We start from the raw sequence: 16,191 nt of genomic DNA, 5'->3' as shown, positions 1-16,191 counted from the left end.
CTTGCCCCAAGGCAAGGCTGAGGCGTGTGTTTTGACCTTAATTATTCTGCAGGTTTGCGGAACTTCCACATTTTGGAATGGATCAATTCACCGGCGAGTGCGCGCTCTCGCCATTTCCAGGATTCAGCTTCCCATGCGAGCTCGCGCATGAAAACCGCCTTGTTGACCTGATGGATACGTTCACCCAGCTTGTCTTCCAGGTTTTGACCAAACCGTTCGAACGCGGTTCGGCTGGCCTGGATGACGTCGCCGGACAGATCGTCTTCATCACCAGACTGGTCAAAGCCTGCGGACTCGCAAACTTCGATGATTTCATGGTCATCACAGATCTGAGGCTCAGCCCAGGCCGACGCAAAGGCTGGCGACAGGCTTCCCTTCGCTTTTCCGCGCACCGTATCGAGCACAATCCACTGTCCACCCGGCGCGAGTGAACGCAGCGCGCGCACGGCGAGACCAGACTTGTGATCGGAAAACGCGAACGCATCGGTACTGACCAGAAGATCAAGCGATCCAGGTTCAAATGAAGGTCGATCCAGATCACCGAACAGAATGTCAAAATCGGCAAACTGAAGCTTGAACCGATCCGCACATGGGCGACGCCATTCCGCAATGACAGGACAAGATCCGCTTGTTCCCATCAGATGCGACACGAGGGCCGGATCACCGTTCACGACACCAAAGCGGCTATCCATGCCGGCTTCGGCCGGTTTCATACCATCGGTCAGACGTGAAAGGATTTCAGCGCTGCCTGGCGCGAAACGGCCTTCACCCCACAGGACCTCAAGCGCTGCGATGCGCGATTCTGTTGGTGAAAGCACACCGCCCTGCGTGTCTGCAGGCGCTGGTTTCGCTTTCGGTTTATCAGGAGATTTCCTGGCTGGCTTTTCTGCCTCTTCAGAAACAAGCTCATCAGGAACGGGATCGTTATCTGCAACAGGCTCGCTGGCCTCTTCGTCCCCTGACGGCACATACTCACGACCATTCCACCACGCGCCAAAGCGCCCGGCAAAATCATCGGGTACAAATTTTTTCAGGGCCGCGACCATGGATACTCAGGCTCGTCCAATCTCTGTTTGAGACACTTATGGGACGGAAAGATTAAAATTGACCTTCTGTTTACTCAGTTATTTTTCCGCCATGGCAGTTCTGGCGCAGCCGATGGCAGCGGCGCGTCGGGGTCCTTCATGAAGGAGAGCTGATCGCGCCAGACGGTTTCTGCCTGCAGGTCGCGCATCAGCATATGATACCCATTGGCATAGTAAGCTGTGGTCACGTGAGCTGGCAGCCGGGGCGCGGTGCGGCGAAGCCCTTTCTCCGGAATGACGATATCCTTGGCACCATATAGCAGCAGCGTATTTTCCGGCAGATTTGGCGCTCGCTGATGGGCGCGCTCCATCAAACTCACAACGCCATAGACCTGATCGATCCGATTGTCGCGCAGCATCAGCGGGTCTTCCCATGTCCGGCGCAGCATTTCGATATTGTCGGTTGGTTCGATTTTCACGAGCCCACGCGGCGGCACGACCACCCAGCCCGGCCGGACACGTGTAGAGACTTCAAGGGCCGCGCGCTGATACATGGGTATCGCGCCCCAGCCTCTGAGCCCCGGCCCTGACAGAATCAGGCGATCTGCCTGTGGTGGATGTTCGCCGCCGAATGCCGTCATGGCGACGGCCCCGCCCATGGAAATGCCAACAACGGTGAGCGTTGCATCCGGATGCTCGGCGCGCACGAGCTCAATCACTGTCCTGAGGTCTTCGCGCATCGCGTCTTCATTCTGCCAACTTCCTCGACCAAAGGAGCGCCCAAAGCCGCGTTGATCATAGGCATAGGTGCGCACGCCGCGCTCCGCCCACCAGGGCGCCGCCATGTGAAATGCATTGGCATAATCATTCATGCCGTGGACACCCACGACGACATAGTCCGGATCTTCAATCTCCTGACCCCAGATCGTCAGGCCAAGTTCCTCGCCGTCAAAGGTTACGAGACGATTGTTCTGCGGTTCCAGTTTCGGCATAACCATGGTCTCCACCGGGTAGTCAGGAAAACGCGGCGTGGCACACGCGCCAAGCAGGATCAGGATTCCGCAGCAGAGGACGACAAGGCCCGCCCAATGGCGGCGCGAAGTTCCGGCAGCAAATCGGTCTCGAACCAGGGATGCTTCTTCAGCCATGCATTATTTCGCCAGCTTGGATGGGGAACGGGAAAAACACTCGGTGCATAATCTTGCCAATGCTCAACAGTCCTCGTGACGCTGCCTTGATATCGGTCCTTCAGATGCCAGGCTTGCGCATAGCCGCCAATCAGCAAGGTCACCTCAATATTGGGAAGATAGTCCAGCGCTTTTTGGCGCCAATGAGGCGCGCATTCTTTTCTGGGCGGAAGATCCCCGCCTGAGGGCGCATACCCGGGGAAACAGAAGCCCATGGGCAGTACAGCGACCTTACGCGCGTCATAGAAAATATCGTCATCAATCCCCATCCAGTCTCGCAGGCGCACACCGGATGGATCGTTAAAGGTCTTGGTGGTCTGATTGGCGAGATTACCGGGCGCCTGTCCTGCAACCAGAATCCGCGCTGTGGGCGCCATCTGAAACACCGGGTTCGGTGCATGCGGCAGTGGCTTTTCTGCCTGACGGCAGAGCTCACATGCCCGCATACGCGCAAGGAAAGATTGAATTTCCGACTTCGACATAGTTCCCGCCATCACACTGTCATAGCTTGTATGCAGAATGCAGAGCGCAAGAGGCGGACTGCAAATGGACCTTGGGAGGACCACTCATGTCATCAAACGTCAAACTGCTGCTGGAATCAAAACAGCGGAGCCTCGGTGCCTTTTCAGTTCGTCGCGTGCTGCCAAGCCATAAGCAGCGCATGGTTGGTCCGTTCATTTTCTTTGATCATATGGGCCCGGCCGATTTCGCCCCGGGAACATCGGTGGATGTACGTCCGCACCCGCATGTCTGTCTGGCAACGATCACCTATCTGTTTGAAGGCGGCCTGCTTCACCGCGATACCGTTGGCACCGAAATCGAGATACGCCCTGGTGCAGCAAACTGGATGACGGCCGGCAAAGGCATTTCCCATTCCGAGCGCTCTCCTGACGACCTCATCAAGTCCGGACAGACGCTGCACGGCATACAGACCTGGGTCGCCCTGCCAAAATCTCATGAAGAGGTCGATCCGCGCTTCGATCATCACCCGGCCGACACCCTGCCGGAAAAACTGATCAATGGCATCAACACGCGCGTCATTGCAGGCAGCGCCTATGACATGACATCCCCGGTCGATTACCCGCACCCGATTATCTACGTCGCATATGACGCCATCTCAGAAGGCCGCGTCGACCTGCCAGACTTCGAAGAACGCTGCCTTTATGTGGTGACTGGTGAAATGACATTCGACGGTCAGATCTACACAGAAGGTCAGATGATCATTCTGGAAGCTGGCCCCATGCCCGCCATCTCCCTCACCGCAGACACGAAGGTCATGCTGGCAGGCGGCGCCCCGATGGATGGTCCGCGGTATATCGAATGGAACTTTGTTGCCTCAGACAAAGACCGCATTGAGCAGGCAAAAGCGGACTGGCGCGCATCTATCGCAGGTGGTTGGGTCGATACACCCTTTACAATGCCGCCGAATGAGCACGAATACATCCCGCTTCCCGGTGATCCGGAAGCTGAGCCCCAACCTGGCAGCTAAACTTGCCGCGCATCTGTCTTGGACTTAAGAATTTCCCATGACCAAACAAAGATTCGACGACCAGCACACCGCATCCTACGGCTCCTTTGTCGAGGGTGAACTTGTCGCTCATGAAGCCACAGAGTGGCAGGACATCAAGATCGTGAAGACCGAAACGCATGGCAATGTCATGCTAATCGATGATGTTCTCATGCTCTCGGAAGACACACACTTTGTCTATCACGAGCACATGGTGCACATCCCCCTCGCCTGCATCGAGAACCCGAAATCGGTTCTCGTCATTGGCGGCGGCGACGGTGGCACGGTCACGGAACTGGCAAAGTATGACGGCCTGAAACGCATCGTTCTGGCTGAACTTGATGAAGCTGTCGTGCGCATGTCGAAAGAGCATTTGCCCGAGCTGACAGCTGGTCTGGATGATCCACGCGTTGAAATCGAAATCGGTGACGGCGCAGCCTATCTCGCTGCGCAGGATGGTGTGTTTGACGCGATCATCATCGACTCCACCGATGTGTGCGAAGAGGCCCATGCTGGCGCACAGACCGCAAACCCACTCGTCACGGATGAGTTCTATGCAAACATCAAAAAAGCTCTGAAGCCTGGCGGTGTGACCTGCCAGATGCTTGGCAGCCCGACCTTCTATTCCAATGGCATGGAGCTGATGTACCACCGGCTCGCAGACCTGTTCACACACTTCAAACCATTCCTGATGCCGACACCTTTCTACATTTCCGGTGACTGGTGCGGCGGCATTTTCAGCGACGACAATGATCTGACACCGAAATATCAGCACGTGCCAGAAGACCGCCTTGTCTATTTCAACATGGACATTGCCTCGGGCGCGCTTGCGCTGCCGAACAATGTGAAAGCGATGCTCAAGAAGTGATGAGCACCGGGCTCGCCTTGCCGATCCCGGCAGGGCGTGCCACACATTTGCCCATTCAAGCAAAGGGGCCACCTTGATGAAACGAATTCTCGCAACATCCTGCCTCGCGCTCATGCTCGCAGCCTGTGATTCAGGTTCTGAAGCACCTGCGCCAGAAGCAGACACGTCGACGCCAGACGCTGCCGAAACGACGACACCTGAAGCCAGCACGGAAGCCGCTTATGGCGAGCTCCTTCTGCCGCTTCCTGAAGATACCACCACTGAGATTACAGCCGCTGATCTGGGCACACGCATCTCCATTCTTGCCGATGACACCTATGAAGGTCGCGGGCCAGGCCAGGAAAACGGCGAAAAGGCTGCTGACTGGGTTGCCGCTGAAATGGAACGTGTCGGTCTGAAGCCTGCGGTTGATGGCAGCTGGTTCCAGACTGTCGAAATGGTCAACCAGACCGTCGATGCCGACCAGTCCTATCTCACAATCTCTTCGGCTGAAGATGCAGCGCCATTCGTCAATGGCGAAGAAACCGTCATCTGGACGAAGCGCCAGGAAGAGATGGAACTCGATTTCTCAGACTCTGACGTGGTGTTCGTCGGCTATGGCGCCGTCGCGCCAGAGTATGACTGGAACGATTATGAAGGCCTCGACACAGATGGCAAAACCGTTGTCATTCTCGTCAATGATCCGGGCTTTGCGACCCAGGACCCGGAGCTCTTCAACGGCAATGCCATGACCTATTACGGTCGCTGGACATACAAGTATGAAGAAGCGGCGCGTCAGGGCGTGACGGCTGCGATCGTTGTCCACGAGACAGCGCCAGCTGCCTATGGCTGGGATGTGGTCCGTAATTCATGGACCGGCGCTCAGGCAGACCTCGTCCGCTCCAATGGCGGCGAAGATCGTGCCATGATGGAAGGCTGGGTCACATCGGATGTCGCCCGCAAACTGTTCGAAGAGGCCGGTCTCGACTTTGACGAGATGAAAGAAGCCGCCACCAAGCCTGGCTTCAAGCCGGTCGACATGGGCGAGCTGAAAGCGTCTGGCAAGATCGTCCAGACGGTCGATAAAGCAACGTCCCGTAACGTTGTGGGCATGATCGAAGGCAGCGAAGCGCCGGACGAGTATGTGCTGTACACGGCGCACTGGGACCACCTTGGCAAAGCTGAAACGCCGGCAAATTCCAAGACCTTCACCTTCCAGGATGACAAGATCTATAACGGTGCGGTGGATAACGCGACCGGTGTCTCTGGTCTTCTGGATATCGCGGAAAAAATGGCCGCTGAAGGCACGAAACGCTCTGTGCTGTTTGCATCCGTGACGCTTGAAGAGTCCGGCCTGCTCGGATCGGCCTACATGGCGGAAAACCCGATCGTGCCGAGCCACGAAATCGTCGCCGGCATCAACATGGATGGCATGCTCCCAATGGGACCGTCGAAAAACATGGTTGTTGTGGGGTATGGCGCATCTGAACTCGAAGACATTCTGACAGGTGTGCTGGAAGGCCAGGACCGCGTGGTGACACCAGACCCACTGCCGCAGAACGGCTATTTCTACCGCTCAGACCATATCAGCTACGCCAAGAAAGGCATTCCGATGCTGTATGCGGACGGCGGCGACGATCTGCGTGAAGGCGGCAAGGAAGCTGGCGCTCAGCTGGGTTCTGAATACACCAATCTGCGCTATCACAAGCCACAGGATGAGTATTCCGAGAACTGGGTCCTCACCGGCATGGAAGAAGACATTCAGGCGCTCTACGAAGTTGGCGACATCATCGCAAACTCCGAGGAATGGCCAACCTGGTATGAAGGCAATGAGTTTGAAGCCATTCGCAAGGCTGATCTCGAAGCCGCTGGCGAATAAGGCTTTCGCCCGATAAGATATGATTTCGAGAGGCCCGCCTGTTGCGGGCCTCTTCTTGTTCTGAGACCCTGATTATTATGCTGAGCTATCAACACGTCTATCACGCAGGCAATCGCGCCGACCTTCTCAAGCACGCCGTGCTTTGCAATGTGCTGAACACACTGGTGAAGGATAAGCAGCCCATTTTCTATGTGGAGACGCATGCCGCTCGCGGCCTTTACGATCTGTCCTCCAAAGAGGCTCAGAAAGGCGCAGAATACCCGGAAGGGATCGGCCAGCTCTGGAACCTGAAGCGCACGCCGCCTCTCCTCGCCCCTCATCTGGACGAAGTGAAAAAGGTGAACCCTGGCGATAAGCTACAGTTCTATCCAGGGTCTCCAAAGATTGCCGGCTCGATCCTGCGAAAGACAGACCGCATGGCGTTCTTCGAACTGCATCCGCAGGAGATCGCGCATCTGGAGACAAATTTCAAAGATGATGACCGCGTCCAGATCCGTAAAGCGGATGGGTATCGCGGCGCGCTCTCTCTGGCACCGCGCGGCAAGGAGCAGATGGTTGTTCTGATCGACCCGAGCTATGAAACCATGGATGATCTGGAAGCACTGGTCGACTGGGTGCCGCGGGCACTTCGTCGCTGGCCAAATGCCATCATCATGATCTGGCTGCCATTGTTCAAGGACAATCGCGAGGACGAATTCGGTGCCTATCTCGCTGATCTCGCACCGGGCGGTATTTCGGGCGCACGCTGGCCGGATGATCCTGATTCCCGTTCCGCGCTCGCGGGCACGGCCATGATCAGCTATCGCATCCCGCAAAAGGCCGTTGAGGACTCTGCCAAGATTGCCGATATCTGCGAAACCCTCTGGGCACAGCAAGGCTGAAACGCTCCGAACCCGCGCAAATACGGCGCCTCGGAAAGGGAATGAAAAAAAGTCGAAAAACCATCGAGAAGGTGATGGACAGCGCGCCTTCTCCCAACTATACAGCCCTCTCGCTTGCAAAAGCGTACCCCAAATTGCCCGGGTAGCTCAGGGGTAGAGCAGCGGATTGAAAATCCGCGTGTCGGTGGTTCAAATCCGCCCCCGGGCACCATTATTTTTCCATATAAAACAAGATGTTACACGGTGTTCTTCTGGTGCTGTTTTGGGCTTTGCGCTTTTTCCAGAGTTACGCCGAGTTACGTTGAATTTACTGAGGTTTTTCACCGTCTCGGCAAATCATAGCACCCCAATCGCACCCAAGGTCGGGAAATTTGTTCTGGTTTTGTGTCGGTCGCGACGACTTAGCTATTCGGATCCACGAGACGCCAGCTGGCGCTTTTGCGATTCCCTGACCATCCGCACGACAATGTCTGAAACCCATTCAGACATCGCTCGTGTCGATGATTTCGAAATCATGCGTCAGCTCGGCCGACTTCTGCATCATTGCAGACGCTGAGCAGTATTTCTCAATCGACAACTCAATGGCACGCGCTACGCGTTTCTCATCGAGCTTTCGTCCCTTCACAATGAAATGCATGTGAATGCGGGTAAAAATCTTCGGGTCCGTTTCCGCCCGGTCTGCATGAAGTTCGACCTCGACATTCTCCACGGCCTGCCGCCCCTTTTCCAGAATGGCGACGACATCATATACAGAGCAACCACCGGTCCCCATCAGGATCAGTTCCATTGGGCTCGGGCCAGGCTTGGTCCCATCAGATCCAACCGCACCGAACGCAATCTTGTGTCCGCTCTCGCAAGCTCCGACGAAGCTGCGCTCTTCGATCCATTTTACGCGAACATCCATAGTCTTTCTCCAGCATCTGAAGCGCTCTGGATAAGCAAAGCTGTTCATCCTTGCAATCGGGCTGATGGACAGTTGCCCACAGTATCGCTCGACATCGGACCTGAGCAATGATCTCTTTTTCACTTGTGTCCGGGCACGCGCTGACTTTCTCTCTGAAAGCAAACGCGTAAGGAACCGCGCTACTAAGCGTGCGTTCTAATTATATGCCAGATATGAAGGATGTGCACGACTTGAGCTCTGAACCTGAAACGAAGTCGGAGCCCTCTCCGAGCGAAAAACGTCCAACCAAAGGACGCGCCATTGTAACGTATGGCCGGAGCCTGATTTCGCTTGTGATTGCCCGGTCTCTGCATGAACAGGGCATTGAAGTGATTGGCTGCGACGACGTCGGAATGACCGTGCTGTCCTTCTCGCGACATGTGAGCCATAACTTCGTTCATCCCTCCCTGGAAAAAGACCGGGAAGAGGCGCTTGAGGCTCTGGAAGAAGCCGTCCGAAAATACGCGCCGGAAGACGAGGATACGCCTTATGTCCTCATCCCTGCCTTCAAGGATGCCCGCATTTTCGCAGAAGAGCGTGACCGCTTTGAACCACTGATCAAAATCGCCGCGCCTGATCTGTCCTCCATGGATTTCATCGATCCCAAGGATCAGTTCGCGAAGTTTGTGGAAGACCATGATCTCAGCGCCCCGAAATGTCAGATCATTCGCCCCGACGCGCGCAGCGACTTTACGGAAAGCGAGATTGATTTCCCGCTCATCGCCAAACCATCTGATGGCGTAGGCGGACGCGGCGTCGAGAAGCTGGATTCAGCCGAGGAGCTGAAAACCTATCTCGATCACGCGCCAAAGAAAGATACGATCATTCTGCAGGATCTCGTCGATGGCCGTGACTATTGCGTCTCGGTCATTGCAGATCATGGCGAGCTGGCAGGTATTGTCGCCTATGTGAATGAGCGGCAGTTTCCAATCAAATCCGGTGCGGGCGCGGTACGAAAAACCGTCGACCCGGAGCCTTTTCTGGAAACTACGCGCGATCTCCTGCGCGAAACGCGCTGGAACGGTGTCTGCGAGATCGACTATCGCTGGGATGAAAACGGCGATTTTAAGCCAAAGCTGATTGAAGTGAATGCGCGCTATTGGGCGGGCCTGTTTCACTCCACGGCATCAGGCGTCGACTTCCCATGGCTGCACTATCGCCTTGCCACCGGTGAGACCCTGCCACCAGCAGACCTTTCCGTTGTGGACACCGAGTTTCGCTCGCGCACGCCTGCCGCTTGGATCCTCTCCATTGTCGAGGATATCGCCTCATCCGACGAGCATCTGAAGAAATCGAGCTCCGCCTGGAAAGAAATGAAGGACCGCGCGTCCAAAGGTGATCTGCTGCGCGCGGCAAATCAGCTCCTGAAAAGCGCTGGTCACGGTATGGCGTCGCCAAAAATGCTCACCCGCCTTCAGGAAGAACTGAAAGAGCATGATGACCTCCCCTCTGAGTTCACCGCTGATAAAGACCCGGCCGTCGGGCTCGGCATCCTCTTTGCCATCAGCTCACTTCAGAGGCATGGCGAGCTGCCGCCAGAGCTGAAATTCGACCCCAAGGAAGACGAGGACGAAGACGAAGCGCCGGTTCAGAAGCACCGAAAACCCGGACGCCCCGTCATCGGGATTACCAAACCGGACAATGGTGACTGGCTTGCCTATCAGGCAATGAAATTTGCTGTGTGGCTGGCTGGCGGCGATCCTGTAAAAATCACATCGAAAGCCCCGCGCGATCCGAAATCGATCGATGGCTTGCTGTTTGGCGGCGGTTCCGATGTCTATCCAGAGCGTTATCAGGGCGCGGTGAAGGAAGGCCACCGATACAATCTTGCACGAGACGAGATGGAGGCAAGCTGGGCGGAAGTGGCGCTCAATCAGGATATTCCCGTGCTCGGGATCTGCCGCGGCATGCAAATGCTGAACGTCCTTCAGGGCGGCACGCTTTATCCCGATCTCTCGGACTTTGAGGACTCCGACTACCCAACGAGCTTCCTGCACAGAATGTTCTATCGAAAACCGATCCATATCGAGCCTGACAGCTGGCTGGCAGAAACGGTCGGTACAGACGAATTGTGCGTCAATTCAATCCACACTCAGGCGGTCAAAGACCTCGGCGACAGTTTTGATGTCGCGGCCAGAGAACCGAATGGAATCATTCAGTCCATCGAGCACCGGACAGCGCGCTTCATGGTCGGCATTCAGTTTCACCCGGAATTTCTGGTCTACCGGAAAGAGGCGCGTCGTATCTTCGAGCGGTTCATTTCCTGCGCACGCGAAGTCGCGCAGGAACATGAAAACGGCTAGCTGGCCGCCTGGCGGATCAGATAGATCAGCGTCCAGATAACGGTGAAGTAGAGAGAAAACAGGATCGCCATACGCAGCACGAAACTGCGTATCATCGGTTTGATGTCATCCCAGCTGGTGGTCGAGGCAATTGCCGCGACGGCGCGGGCGACCTTCTCGACAATCTCGTCACGCTTGCGCCCAGCCAGCAGCATCAGCACGCTTTCCGTGCGATCGACCGGCTCCCCGCTCGCACGCTCCAGCACGCGTTCAAACACCTGCGCTGAAATGGTTTCCGTCAGAATATGTTTCGGACGCCAGCCATATCGCTTCAGCTCTCGCCGAAGGAATTTCAGCGTGGGGATGGCCCGGATAAAGTCGAAAGTGGTGAAGCCTAGAAACAAAAGACCCAGAACGAGGGCCAGCCAGTGCGCCGCGACGATCCCGCTGATAAACAACAGCGCAACAGCCAGAAACAAGGCGGCTTTGCCCAATGTGATCCAGACAAAGCCCATAAAGCCTTTTGCGAGAAAATGCTTCGCCTCTTCACGGATTTCAGCGCGTGCTTCCTCGACCGCTTTGGCAATAGCCCGATCCGCGCGCTTATCGACTTCCTTGCCAAGCGCTTTGCGGACTGCAACTGCGGACGCGGATAACCCCGCCGCAATGGTCATTATGCCTCGTACGCTCCAGAGTGCCATACTTAGAGATGTCGTTTAGCTTGGTCGAAAAAACAAGTCATATTGATCGCTGCCCTTTAAACCATCCCACAAAAAGAAACCCGCAGCCTTGGCTACGGGTTCCGGATCTCGTCAATGCGATGATCGCTTAGCCAGCGATGTCAGCCTCAGAGAAGAACTGAGCGATTTCGATCGCAGCGTTTTCCTGGCTGTCAGAACCGTGGACAGAGTTCTCGCCGATAGACTTGGCTACTTCCTTGCGGATCGTGCCGTCAGCAGCGTCAGCTGGGTTCGTTGCACCCATGACATCACGGTATTTCGCGACAGCGTTCTCGCCTTCGAGCACCTGAACGACAACCGGGCCAGACGTCATGAATTCCACGAGCTCGCCATAGAATGGGCGCTCAGCGTGAACGGCATAGAAGCGTTTCGCCTGCTCTTCGGTCATTTGGATGCGGCGCTGGCCAATGATGCGCAGACCAGCTGCTTCAATCATTGCGTTGACCTTACCTGTCAGATTGCGTTCGGTCGCATCAGGTTTGATGATCGAAAAAGTACGTTCGAGAGCCATGAAAGTTTTCCTTTGAATGCCTTATTCACAAGGCAAATATGTCTGGGCGCCGCTATACCCGTGGGAAATCGCTCTGCCAACAGCTCAAATGTGGATTTTCAGGCCTCAGGCCTTGTTTTCTTTCCAGCCGCCCTGCCCGGTCTGCTGAAAATAGCGCACGCTCAGGCCGGCTTTGCGCGCGGCTGCGTACTGACGCCGTGCTTCACCGCGTGCATGTGTGTCACCGTCCTCAAAGACAACCATCACACGTTCGAAGTCTGCTTTGGGGTCGTGTCCCTCACCATTCAGCAGCACGAGCACCTTGGCACCGTTTTGATTTTGCGCGCCGGACGACAGAAGGACAGGCTGAAGTTCAGCCTGCCCGATGTCCCGCCCATGCGGCAGGAAACTGTCATCTCTGAAGGTCCAGAGATCCTTGTCGATCTCGTCCAGAACCTCCTGGCTCGGCGAGACCACAAGGACCCGCCAGTCCCGTTCAAGACATTTCTCAAAAAGAGGCGCGAGCGCCGCTGCCAACGGAGGCCGGTCCAGATGATAGAACCACCATTCGCTCGCCATAACGTCCTCTAGGCTTCGAAATTGTCTTTGACGAGACGATCAAGCAGGCGCGGGCCGAAGCCACTTGCCCAGCTTGGATCGGTCGCGTCTTTGTCACCCGATTTCCAGGCGACACCTGCAATATCGATATGCGCCCAAGGTGTACCTTCCTTGATGAAACGCTTCAGGAATTGCGCAGCCGTGATCGACCCTGCTGCCGGTCCGCCGATATTCTTCATATCCGCAAACTGAGACTTCAGCAGATTGTCGTATTTCTGGCTCATTGGCAGACGCCACACGGTTTCACCTTCGCTGACGCCTGCGGCCGTCAGTTGTTCGGAAAGCGTGTCATCATTCGAGAACAGGCCAGCATTCTCATGGCCGAGTGACACGATGATCGCACCTGTCAGTGTCGCAAGGTCTACAATTGCCTTCGGCTTGTAGGTTTCCTGCGCGTACCAGAGAACGTCGCACAGAACCAGGCGGCCTTCTGCGTCGGTGTTCTGGTTTTCAACCGTCTGACCAGACATGGTGGTGACAATGTCACCCGGACGGCTTGCATTGCCGTCAGGCATGTTCTCGACCAGACCAACCAGACCAACGACATTGGCCTTCGCCTTGCGAAGCGCCAGCGCCTTCATCGCGCCGACAACGGCTGCAGAACCGCCCATATCGCCCTTCATGTCCTGCATGTTCGGGCCAGGCTTCAGCGAGATACCGCCAGAGTCAAAGCAAACGCCTTTGCCAACGAATGCGAGTGGCGCTTCATCGCCGCCCCCATTCCATTCAATGCAGACAACCTGCGATTCCTTGACCGAGCCCTGCCCAACACCCAGCAGGGAGAGCATGCCGAGCTTTGTCAGCTCTTCCTCGCCGAGAATGGTGACCTTCAGGCCAATGCTTTCCATCTCTTTGATGCGCGCTGCATAGCTTGCCGGATAAAGAACATTTGGCGGCTCGTTCATCAGGTCGCGCGCCATATAGGTACCTTCAGAGGCCGCCTCGAGCGGCATCCAGGCTGTCGATACTGCGTCGACGTCTGGCGTAACCAGCACGACGGTTTCGAGAGATGGCTTCTGCTCGTCTTTCAGCTTCGTCATGTATTTGTCGAAGCGATAAGCCGCCAGACGTGCACCCAGCAGGATGCGCGCAGCATCCTTACCAGCTGCCTGGATCGATACCTTCTTCGCACCCGAGGTGAGAAGCGATTTCACAACACCCGCGCCATAGAGTTCCAGGCTGCGGTCATCGACTTTGTCAGCCTCACCAAGACCAGCCAGAATGATCTTCTGAACACCATCCAGATCAACAGGCGTGAATTCGAAGGTCTGTCCGGACTTTCCGCGAAAACGGCTCGCCTCAACCAGAGGCTTTACCTTGGCAGAAAGACCCGACTGAATCTCATCGAGTGCACTTGGCACATATTGCTCCGGATCTGCGCACAGGACGTAAACATCGCCGGAATAAGCGGTTTCAATTTCAAACTTCATACTTTTGCTCCAATTGAATCCGAAGTAAGGGCTCGTGTCGAAGACGGCAACCGGTTACCGTCCGGATCGAGTCGCGTGCAATTGTATTAACCAGAAGCAGGATCATGAATCGAATCCAGCGTTATCTTTTCTCCAGCGTGTTACAAGCCGTTTTGACAATCGTTGGAGGATTGTCTCTGCTCGCGCTTCTCGCTCAGGGCCTTTCTCAGACAGACCTGATTGTCGACAATCACCAGTCGGCGCTCACCTATCTGAAAGTGGTCGCGCTTGGCTCGCCGCAGATTATTGCCATTCTGGGTCCGCTCGCCCTGTTCGTTGGCACGCTGAACGCCCTCAATCGCATTCACCGTGACAGCGAAATCATTGTTGCCCATTCCGCTGGTATGACGCGCTGGCAAATCGTTTCGCCGCTTCTGCGCCTTGCTGTTCTGGTTGCTGTGGCGCACCTCTGCGTGAACCTGTTCGTGCAGCCTGCCGCCCAGCGTGAACTGCGTGAGACGCTATCCGAAGCCCGCTCCGATCTTGCGACCGCGCTCATCCGCCCTGGTGCCTTCACTTATCCGTCTGAAGGCCTCACCATCTATGCGCGTGAAAATGCAGGCGGCGTGATGCGCGGCATGCTGATTTCAGACACCCGCGTACCAGGACAGACCGTCGACTATATCGCTCAGACAGGCCTCATCGTGTCCGTGGCTGATCAACCCGCCATCCGCATGATCAATGGCCAGATCCAGCAGCTTGATGCCAATGGCCAGCTCTCGGTTCTCGATTTTGACGACTATGTCTTCGAGCTGACAGACTTTCTCAGCGAGGATTCAGACCTCGTTCTGAAAGCCTCTGACCGCTATCTCTACGAGCTGCTCTATCCGGACCTTGGAGATTTCTATCAGAACCGGGACAAGGAAAAATATCTCGCAGAAGCGCATAGCCGCTTGTCCACACCGCTGATGAATCTCGCAATGGTGATGATTGCAGTGCTTGCGGTCATTGGCGGCGACGTCAATCGGCGAGGCTATACACGCCGCATCACCGTGGCTGTGGTTGGGGCGCTGGTATTGATCGTTCTGACACTGACCATCCAGCCTGCCGCCGGTGATGATCCGTCCCTGAACATTGTGCAGTATATTCTGCCGCTTGGAGCCTTGTTCATCACCGCCTGGATCTTCCTCAATGGAGGGCGCCTCATGCCCCGCAGACAGCCGCGTCAGCTCGGACCGGCAAGGAGCGCGTAATGGGTCTCGGACAACGCCTTCAACGTTATGTGTTTCGCGCATGCCTTTCCTCGCTCGGCATTACCTTTGCCGTGATCTTTGCGGCCATTCTGCTCGTGGATATTGTCGAGCAACTGCGAACGGTCGGTGACACGGTCGACATTTCCTTCGTGACGGCCGGGCAGCTGACGCTGATGAAAATGCCGATGCTGATCGAGCAGACCATGCCGTTTCTGATTCTCAGTGCTGCGATCCTCGCTTTCTCGCGCCTGTCGCGCCTGTCAGAGCTTCCCGCCATGCGCGCCGCAGGCCTGTCTGCCTGGCGCTTCCTGGCACCGCTGGCGCTGCTGGCCGTGATCCTAGGCCTGTTCTCCATGTTCGTGCTCAATCCGCTCGGCGCGAAGCTGAATGCGCAGTTTGAGCAGACACGCGCCCGCCTTGTGGGCGGCACAGCGGACGGCATCGCGCCATCCAAGAATGGCATCTGGCTGCGTCAGGGCAGCGACACCAATCAGTTCGTGATCCATGCGACCTCGACCGCGCAAAGCGGGATCGTGCTTCAGGATGTCAAAATCTTTGAATACGACCGCGTCTATGCGCGCGGCGAAGGCACCGATGAATTTGCATTCCGCCGCCGGATCGAAGCGGACACGGCGACGCTGAAGAATGGGTTCTGGGAACTGCGCAATGTGGTCGAGAACACACCTGGCGAGGAAACCTCCCGTCAGGACGCGCTGTCGATCCCAACCGATCTTGACCCGGCCAAGCTTCTCGACCGGTTTGCGTCCATCAACACGATCGGGTTCTGGGAGCTGCCGACCTTTATCCGTGATACGCGACGGGCCGGTCTTGATGCCCTGCGCTACGAGATGCATTTTCACTCGCTGCTCTCGACGCCGATCCTTTATCTGGCCATGGCGTTGATCGGGGCTTTGGTCTGCCTGCGTCTTGCAAGACTGGGCGGCACAACACAATTGATTGCCTGGGGCGCGCTCTCTGCGGTCCTTCTGTATTTTGTCACGGAGCTATCGCACAGCCTCGGGGCGGCCGGCGCCGCACCAACTTTGGTCGCAGCTTTTGCTCCTCCTGTATTTGCACTCTTTGCGGCGCTCACAACCATCGCCTATCAAGAGGATGGCTGATGAGTCGTG

General features: G+C 56.3%; 15 protein-coding genes and 1 tRNA gene. 8 read left to right on the top strand and 8 right to left on the bottom strand.

What is annotated here, in order from left to right; translation table 11 throughout:
* Window positions 1–41: 41 nt before the first annotated feature.
* The 3 genes from ACFQDM_RS16350 to ACFQDM_RS16340 form a co-directional block, all read right to left on the bottom strand.
* Complete coding sequence (locus ACFQDM_RS16350; protein ID WP_377380909.1) at window positions 42–1,046, bottom strand: hypothetical protein; 1,005 nt, start codon at window positions 1,044–1,046, stop codon at window positions 42–44.
* Window positions 1,047–1,120: 74 nt separating this feature from the next.
* A complete protein-coding gene (locus tag ACFQDM_RS16345) occupies window positions 1,121–2,173 on the bottom strand; it encodes an alpha/beta hydrolase (protein WP_377380906.1) in 1,053 nt (350 codons plus the stop codon).
* Window positions 2,077–2,694 (bottom strand): uracil-DNA glycosylase family protein, encoded by a 618-nt coding sequence (locus ACFQDM_RS16340; RefSeq protein WP_377380905.1) that lies wholly within the window; start codon window positions 2,692–2,694, stop codon window positions 2,077–2,079. The genes ACFQDM_RS16345 and ACFQDM_RS16340 overlap by 97 nt, the downstream gene beginning before the upstream one ends.
* An 86-nt stretch (window positions 2,695–2,780) precedes the next feature.
* On the opposite strand from ACFQDM_RS16340, the gene ACFQDM_RS16335 reads away from it, so the two are divergent.
* The 5 genes from ACFQDM_RS16335 to ACFQDM_RS16315 all read left to right on the top strand — a co-directional run bounded on the left by ACFQDM_RS16335 (window position 2,781) and on the right by ACFQDM_RS16315 (window position 7,537).
* Window positions 2,781–3,701 (top strand): pirin family protein, encoded by a 921-nt coding sequence (locus tag ACFQDM_RS16335; RefSeq protein ID WP_377380902.1) that lies wholly within the window; start codon window positions 2,781–2,783, stop codon window positions 3,699–3,701.
* A gap of 37 nt (window positions 3,702–3,738) precedes the next feature.
* Entirely contained in the window at window positions 3,739–4,587 is an 849-nt protein-coding gene (locus ACFQDM_RS16330; RefSeq protein WP_377380900.1) for a spermine/spermidine synthase domain-containing protein, read from the top strand.
* Between the two features lie 76 nt (window positions 4,588–4,663).
* Window positions 4,664–6,445 (top strand): M28 family metallopeptidase, encoded by a 1,782-nt coding sequence (locus ACFQDM_RS16325; protein WP_377380897.1) that lies wholly within the window; start codon window positions 4,664–4,666, stop codon window positions 6,443–6,445.
* Between the two features lie 77 nt (window positions 6,446–6,522).
* Entirely contained in the window at window positions 6,523–7,326 is an 804-nt protein-coding gene (rlmJ, locus tag ACFQDM_RS16320) for a 23S rRNA (adenine(2030)-N(6))-methyltransferase RlmJ (protein ID WP_377380894.1), read from the top strand.
* 136 nt (window positions 7,327–7,462) lie between these two features.
* A tRNA-Phe gene (locus ACFQDM_RS16315) sits at window positions 7,463–7,537 on the top strand.
* A gap of 270 nt (window positions 7,538–7,807) precedes the next feature.
* Here ACFQDM_RS16315 and ACFQDM_RS16310 read toward each other — a convergent pair.
* The gene (locus tag ACFQDM_RS16310) at window positions 7,808–8,230 is read right to left on the bottom strand and encodes an OsmC family protein (protein ID WP_377380891.1); all 423 of its coding nucleotides are present in this window, start codon (window positions 8,228–8,230) and stop codon (window positions 7,808–7,810) included.
* Window positions 8,231–8,460: 230 nt separating this feature from the next.
* Between ACFQDM_RS16310 and ACFQDM_RS16305 the strand changes: the two genes are divergently transcribed.
* Window positions 8,461–10,572, top strand: a complete 2,112-nt coding sequence (locus ACFQDM_RS16305) for a gamma-glutamyl-gamma-aminobutyrate hydrolase family protein (RefSeq protein WP_377380890.1) — start codon at window positions 8,461–8,463, stop codon at window positions 10,570–10,572.
* Here the strand turns inward: ACFQDM_RS16305 and ACFQDM_RS16300 are convergent.
* The 4 genes from ACFQDM_RS16300 to ACFQDM_RS16285 all read right to left on the bottom strand — a co-directional run bounded on the left by ACFQDM_RS16300 (window position 10,569) and on the right by ACFQDM_RS16285 (window position 13,829).
* Complete coding sequence (locus tag ACFQDM_RS16300) at window positions 10,569–11,225, bottom strand: hypothetical protein (RefSeq protein ID WP_377380887.1); 657 nt, start codon at window positions 11,223–11,225, stop codon at window positions 10,569–10,571. The two genes, ACFQDM_RS16305 and ACFQDM_RS16300, sit on opposite strands and share 4 nt — an antisense overlap.
* Window positions 11,226–11,379: 154 nt before the next feature.
* Complete coding sequence (gene ndk, locus ACFQDM_RS16295) at window positions 11,380–11,802, bottom strand: nucleoside-diphosphate kinase (RefSeq protein WP_377380884.1); 423 nt, start codon at window positions 11,800–11,802, stop codon at window positions 11,380–11,382.
* Window positions 11,803–11,907: 105 nt separating this feature from the next.
* Window positions 11,908–12,360, bottom strand: coding sequence for a DNA polymerase III subunit chi (locus tag ACFQDM_RS16290; protein WP_377380882.1), 453 nt, complete (start codon window positions 12,358–12,360; stop codon window positions 11,908–11,910).
* Window positions 12,361–12,368: 8 nt separating this feature from the next.
* The gene (locus tag ACFQDM_RS16285; RefSeq protein ID WP_377380879.1) at window positions 12,369–13,829 is read right to left on the bottom strand and encodes a leucyl aminopeptidase; all 1,461 of its coding nucleotides are present in this window, start codon (window positions 13,827–13,829) and stop codon (window positions 12,369–12,371) included.
* A 104-nt stretch (window positions 13,830–13,933) separates the two neighbouring features.
* On the opposite strand from ACFQDM_RS16285, the gene ACFQDM_RS16280 reads away from it, so the two are divergent.
* Together ACFQDM_RS16280 and lptG are read left to right on the top strand one after the other, a co-directional pair.
* Window positions 13,934–15,061: an LptF/LptG family permease gene (locus ACFQDM_RS16280; protein WP_377380876.1), complete on the top strand. Its 1,128-nt coding sequence runs from the start codon at window positions 13,934–13,936 to the stop codon at window positions 15,059–15,061.
* Window positions 15,061–16,182: an LPS export ABC transporter permease LptG gene (lptG, locus tag ACFQDM_RS16275; protein WP_377380874.1), complete on the top strand. Its 1,122-nt coding sequence runs from the start codon at window positions 15,061–15,063 to the stop codon at window positions 16,180–16,182. The genes ACFQDM_RS16280 and lptG overlap by 1 nt, the downstream gene beginning before the upstream one ends.
* Window positions 16,183–16,191: the final 9 nt, after the last annotated feature.

The sequence above is a fragment of the Ponticaulis profundi genome, assembly GCF_042659465.1.
Classification (GTDB): Bacteria; Pseudomonadota; Alphaproteobacteria; order Caulobacterales; family Hyphomonadaceae; genus Ponticaulis; species Ponticaulis profundi.
Note: the sequence above shows the minus strand (reverse complement) of the source record. Positions and strands in the feature narration are given on the sequence as shown.

What these genes read in the sequence shown, in the direction of transcription:
- ACFQDM_RS16350 (WP_377380909.1), bottom strand. Translation starts at nt 1,046, where the DNA reads ATGGTCGCGGCCCTGAAAAAATTTGTACCCGATGATTTTGCCGGGCGC.
- ACFQDM_RS16345 (WP_377380906.1), bottom strand. Translation starts at nt 2,173, where the DNA reads ATGGCTGAAGAAGCATCCCTGGTTCGAGACCGATTTGCTGCCGGAACT.
- ACFQDM_RS16340 (WP_377380905.1), bottom strand. Translation starts at nt 2,694, where the DNA reads ATGTCGAAGTCGGAAATTCAATCTTTCCTTGCGCGTATGCGGGCATGT.
- ACFQDM_RS16335 (WP_377380902.1), top strand. Translation starts at nt 2,781, where the DNA reads ATGTCATCAAACGTCAAACTGCTGCTGGAATCAAAACAGCGGAGCCTC.
- ACFQDM_RS16330 (WP_377380900.1), top strand. Translation starts at nt 3,739, where the DNA reads ATGACCAAACAAAGATTCGACGACCAGCACACCGCATCCTACGGCTCC.
- ACFQDM_RS16325 (WP_377380897.1), top strand. Translation starts at nt 4,664, where the DNA reads ATGAAACGAATTCTCGCAACATCCTGCCTCGCGCTCATGCTCGCAGCC.
- rlmJ (WP_377380894.1), top strand. Translation starts at nt 6,523, where the DNA reads ATGCTGAGCTATCAACACGTCTATCACGCAGGCAATCGCGCCGACCTT.
- ACFQDM_RS16310 (WP_377380891.1), bottom strand. Translation starts at nt 8,230, where the DNA reads ATGGATGTTCGCGTAAAATGGATCGAAGAGCGCAGCTTCGTCGGAGCT.
- ACFQDM_RS16300 (WP_377380887.1), bottom strand. Translation starts at nt 11,225, where the DNA reads ATGACCATTGCGGCGGGGTTATCCGCGTCCGCAGTTGCAGTCCGCAAA.
- ndk (WP_377380884.1), bottom strand. Translation starts at nt 11,802, where the DNA reads ATGGCTCTCGAACGTACTTTTTCGATCATCAAACCTGATGCGACCGAA.
- ACFQDM_RS16290 (WP_377380882.1), bottom strand. Translation starts at nt 12,360, where the DNA reads ATGGCGAGCGAATGGTGGTTCTATCATCTGGACCGGCCTCCGTTGGCA.
- ACFQDM_RS16285 (WP_377380879.1), bottom strand. Translation starts at nt 13,829, where the DNA reads ATGAAGTTTGAAATTGAAACCGCTTATTCCGGCGATGTTTACGTCCTG.
- ACFQDM_RS16280 (WP_377380876.1), top strand. Translation starts at nt 13,934, where the DNA reads ATGAATCGAATCCAGCGTTATCTTTTCTCCAGCGTGTTACAAGCCGTT.
- lptG (WP_377380874.1), top strand. Translation starts at nt 15,061, where the DNA reads ATGGGTCTCGGACAACGCCTTCAACGTTATGTGTTTCGCGCATGCCTT.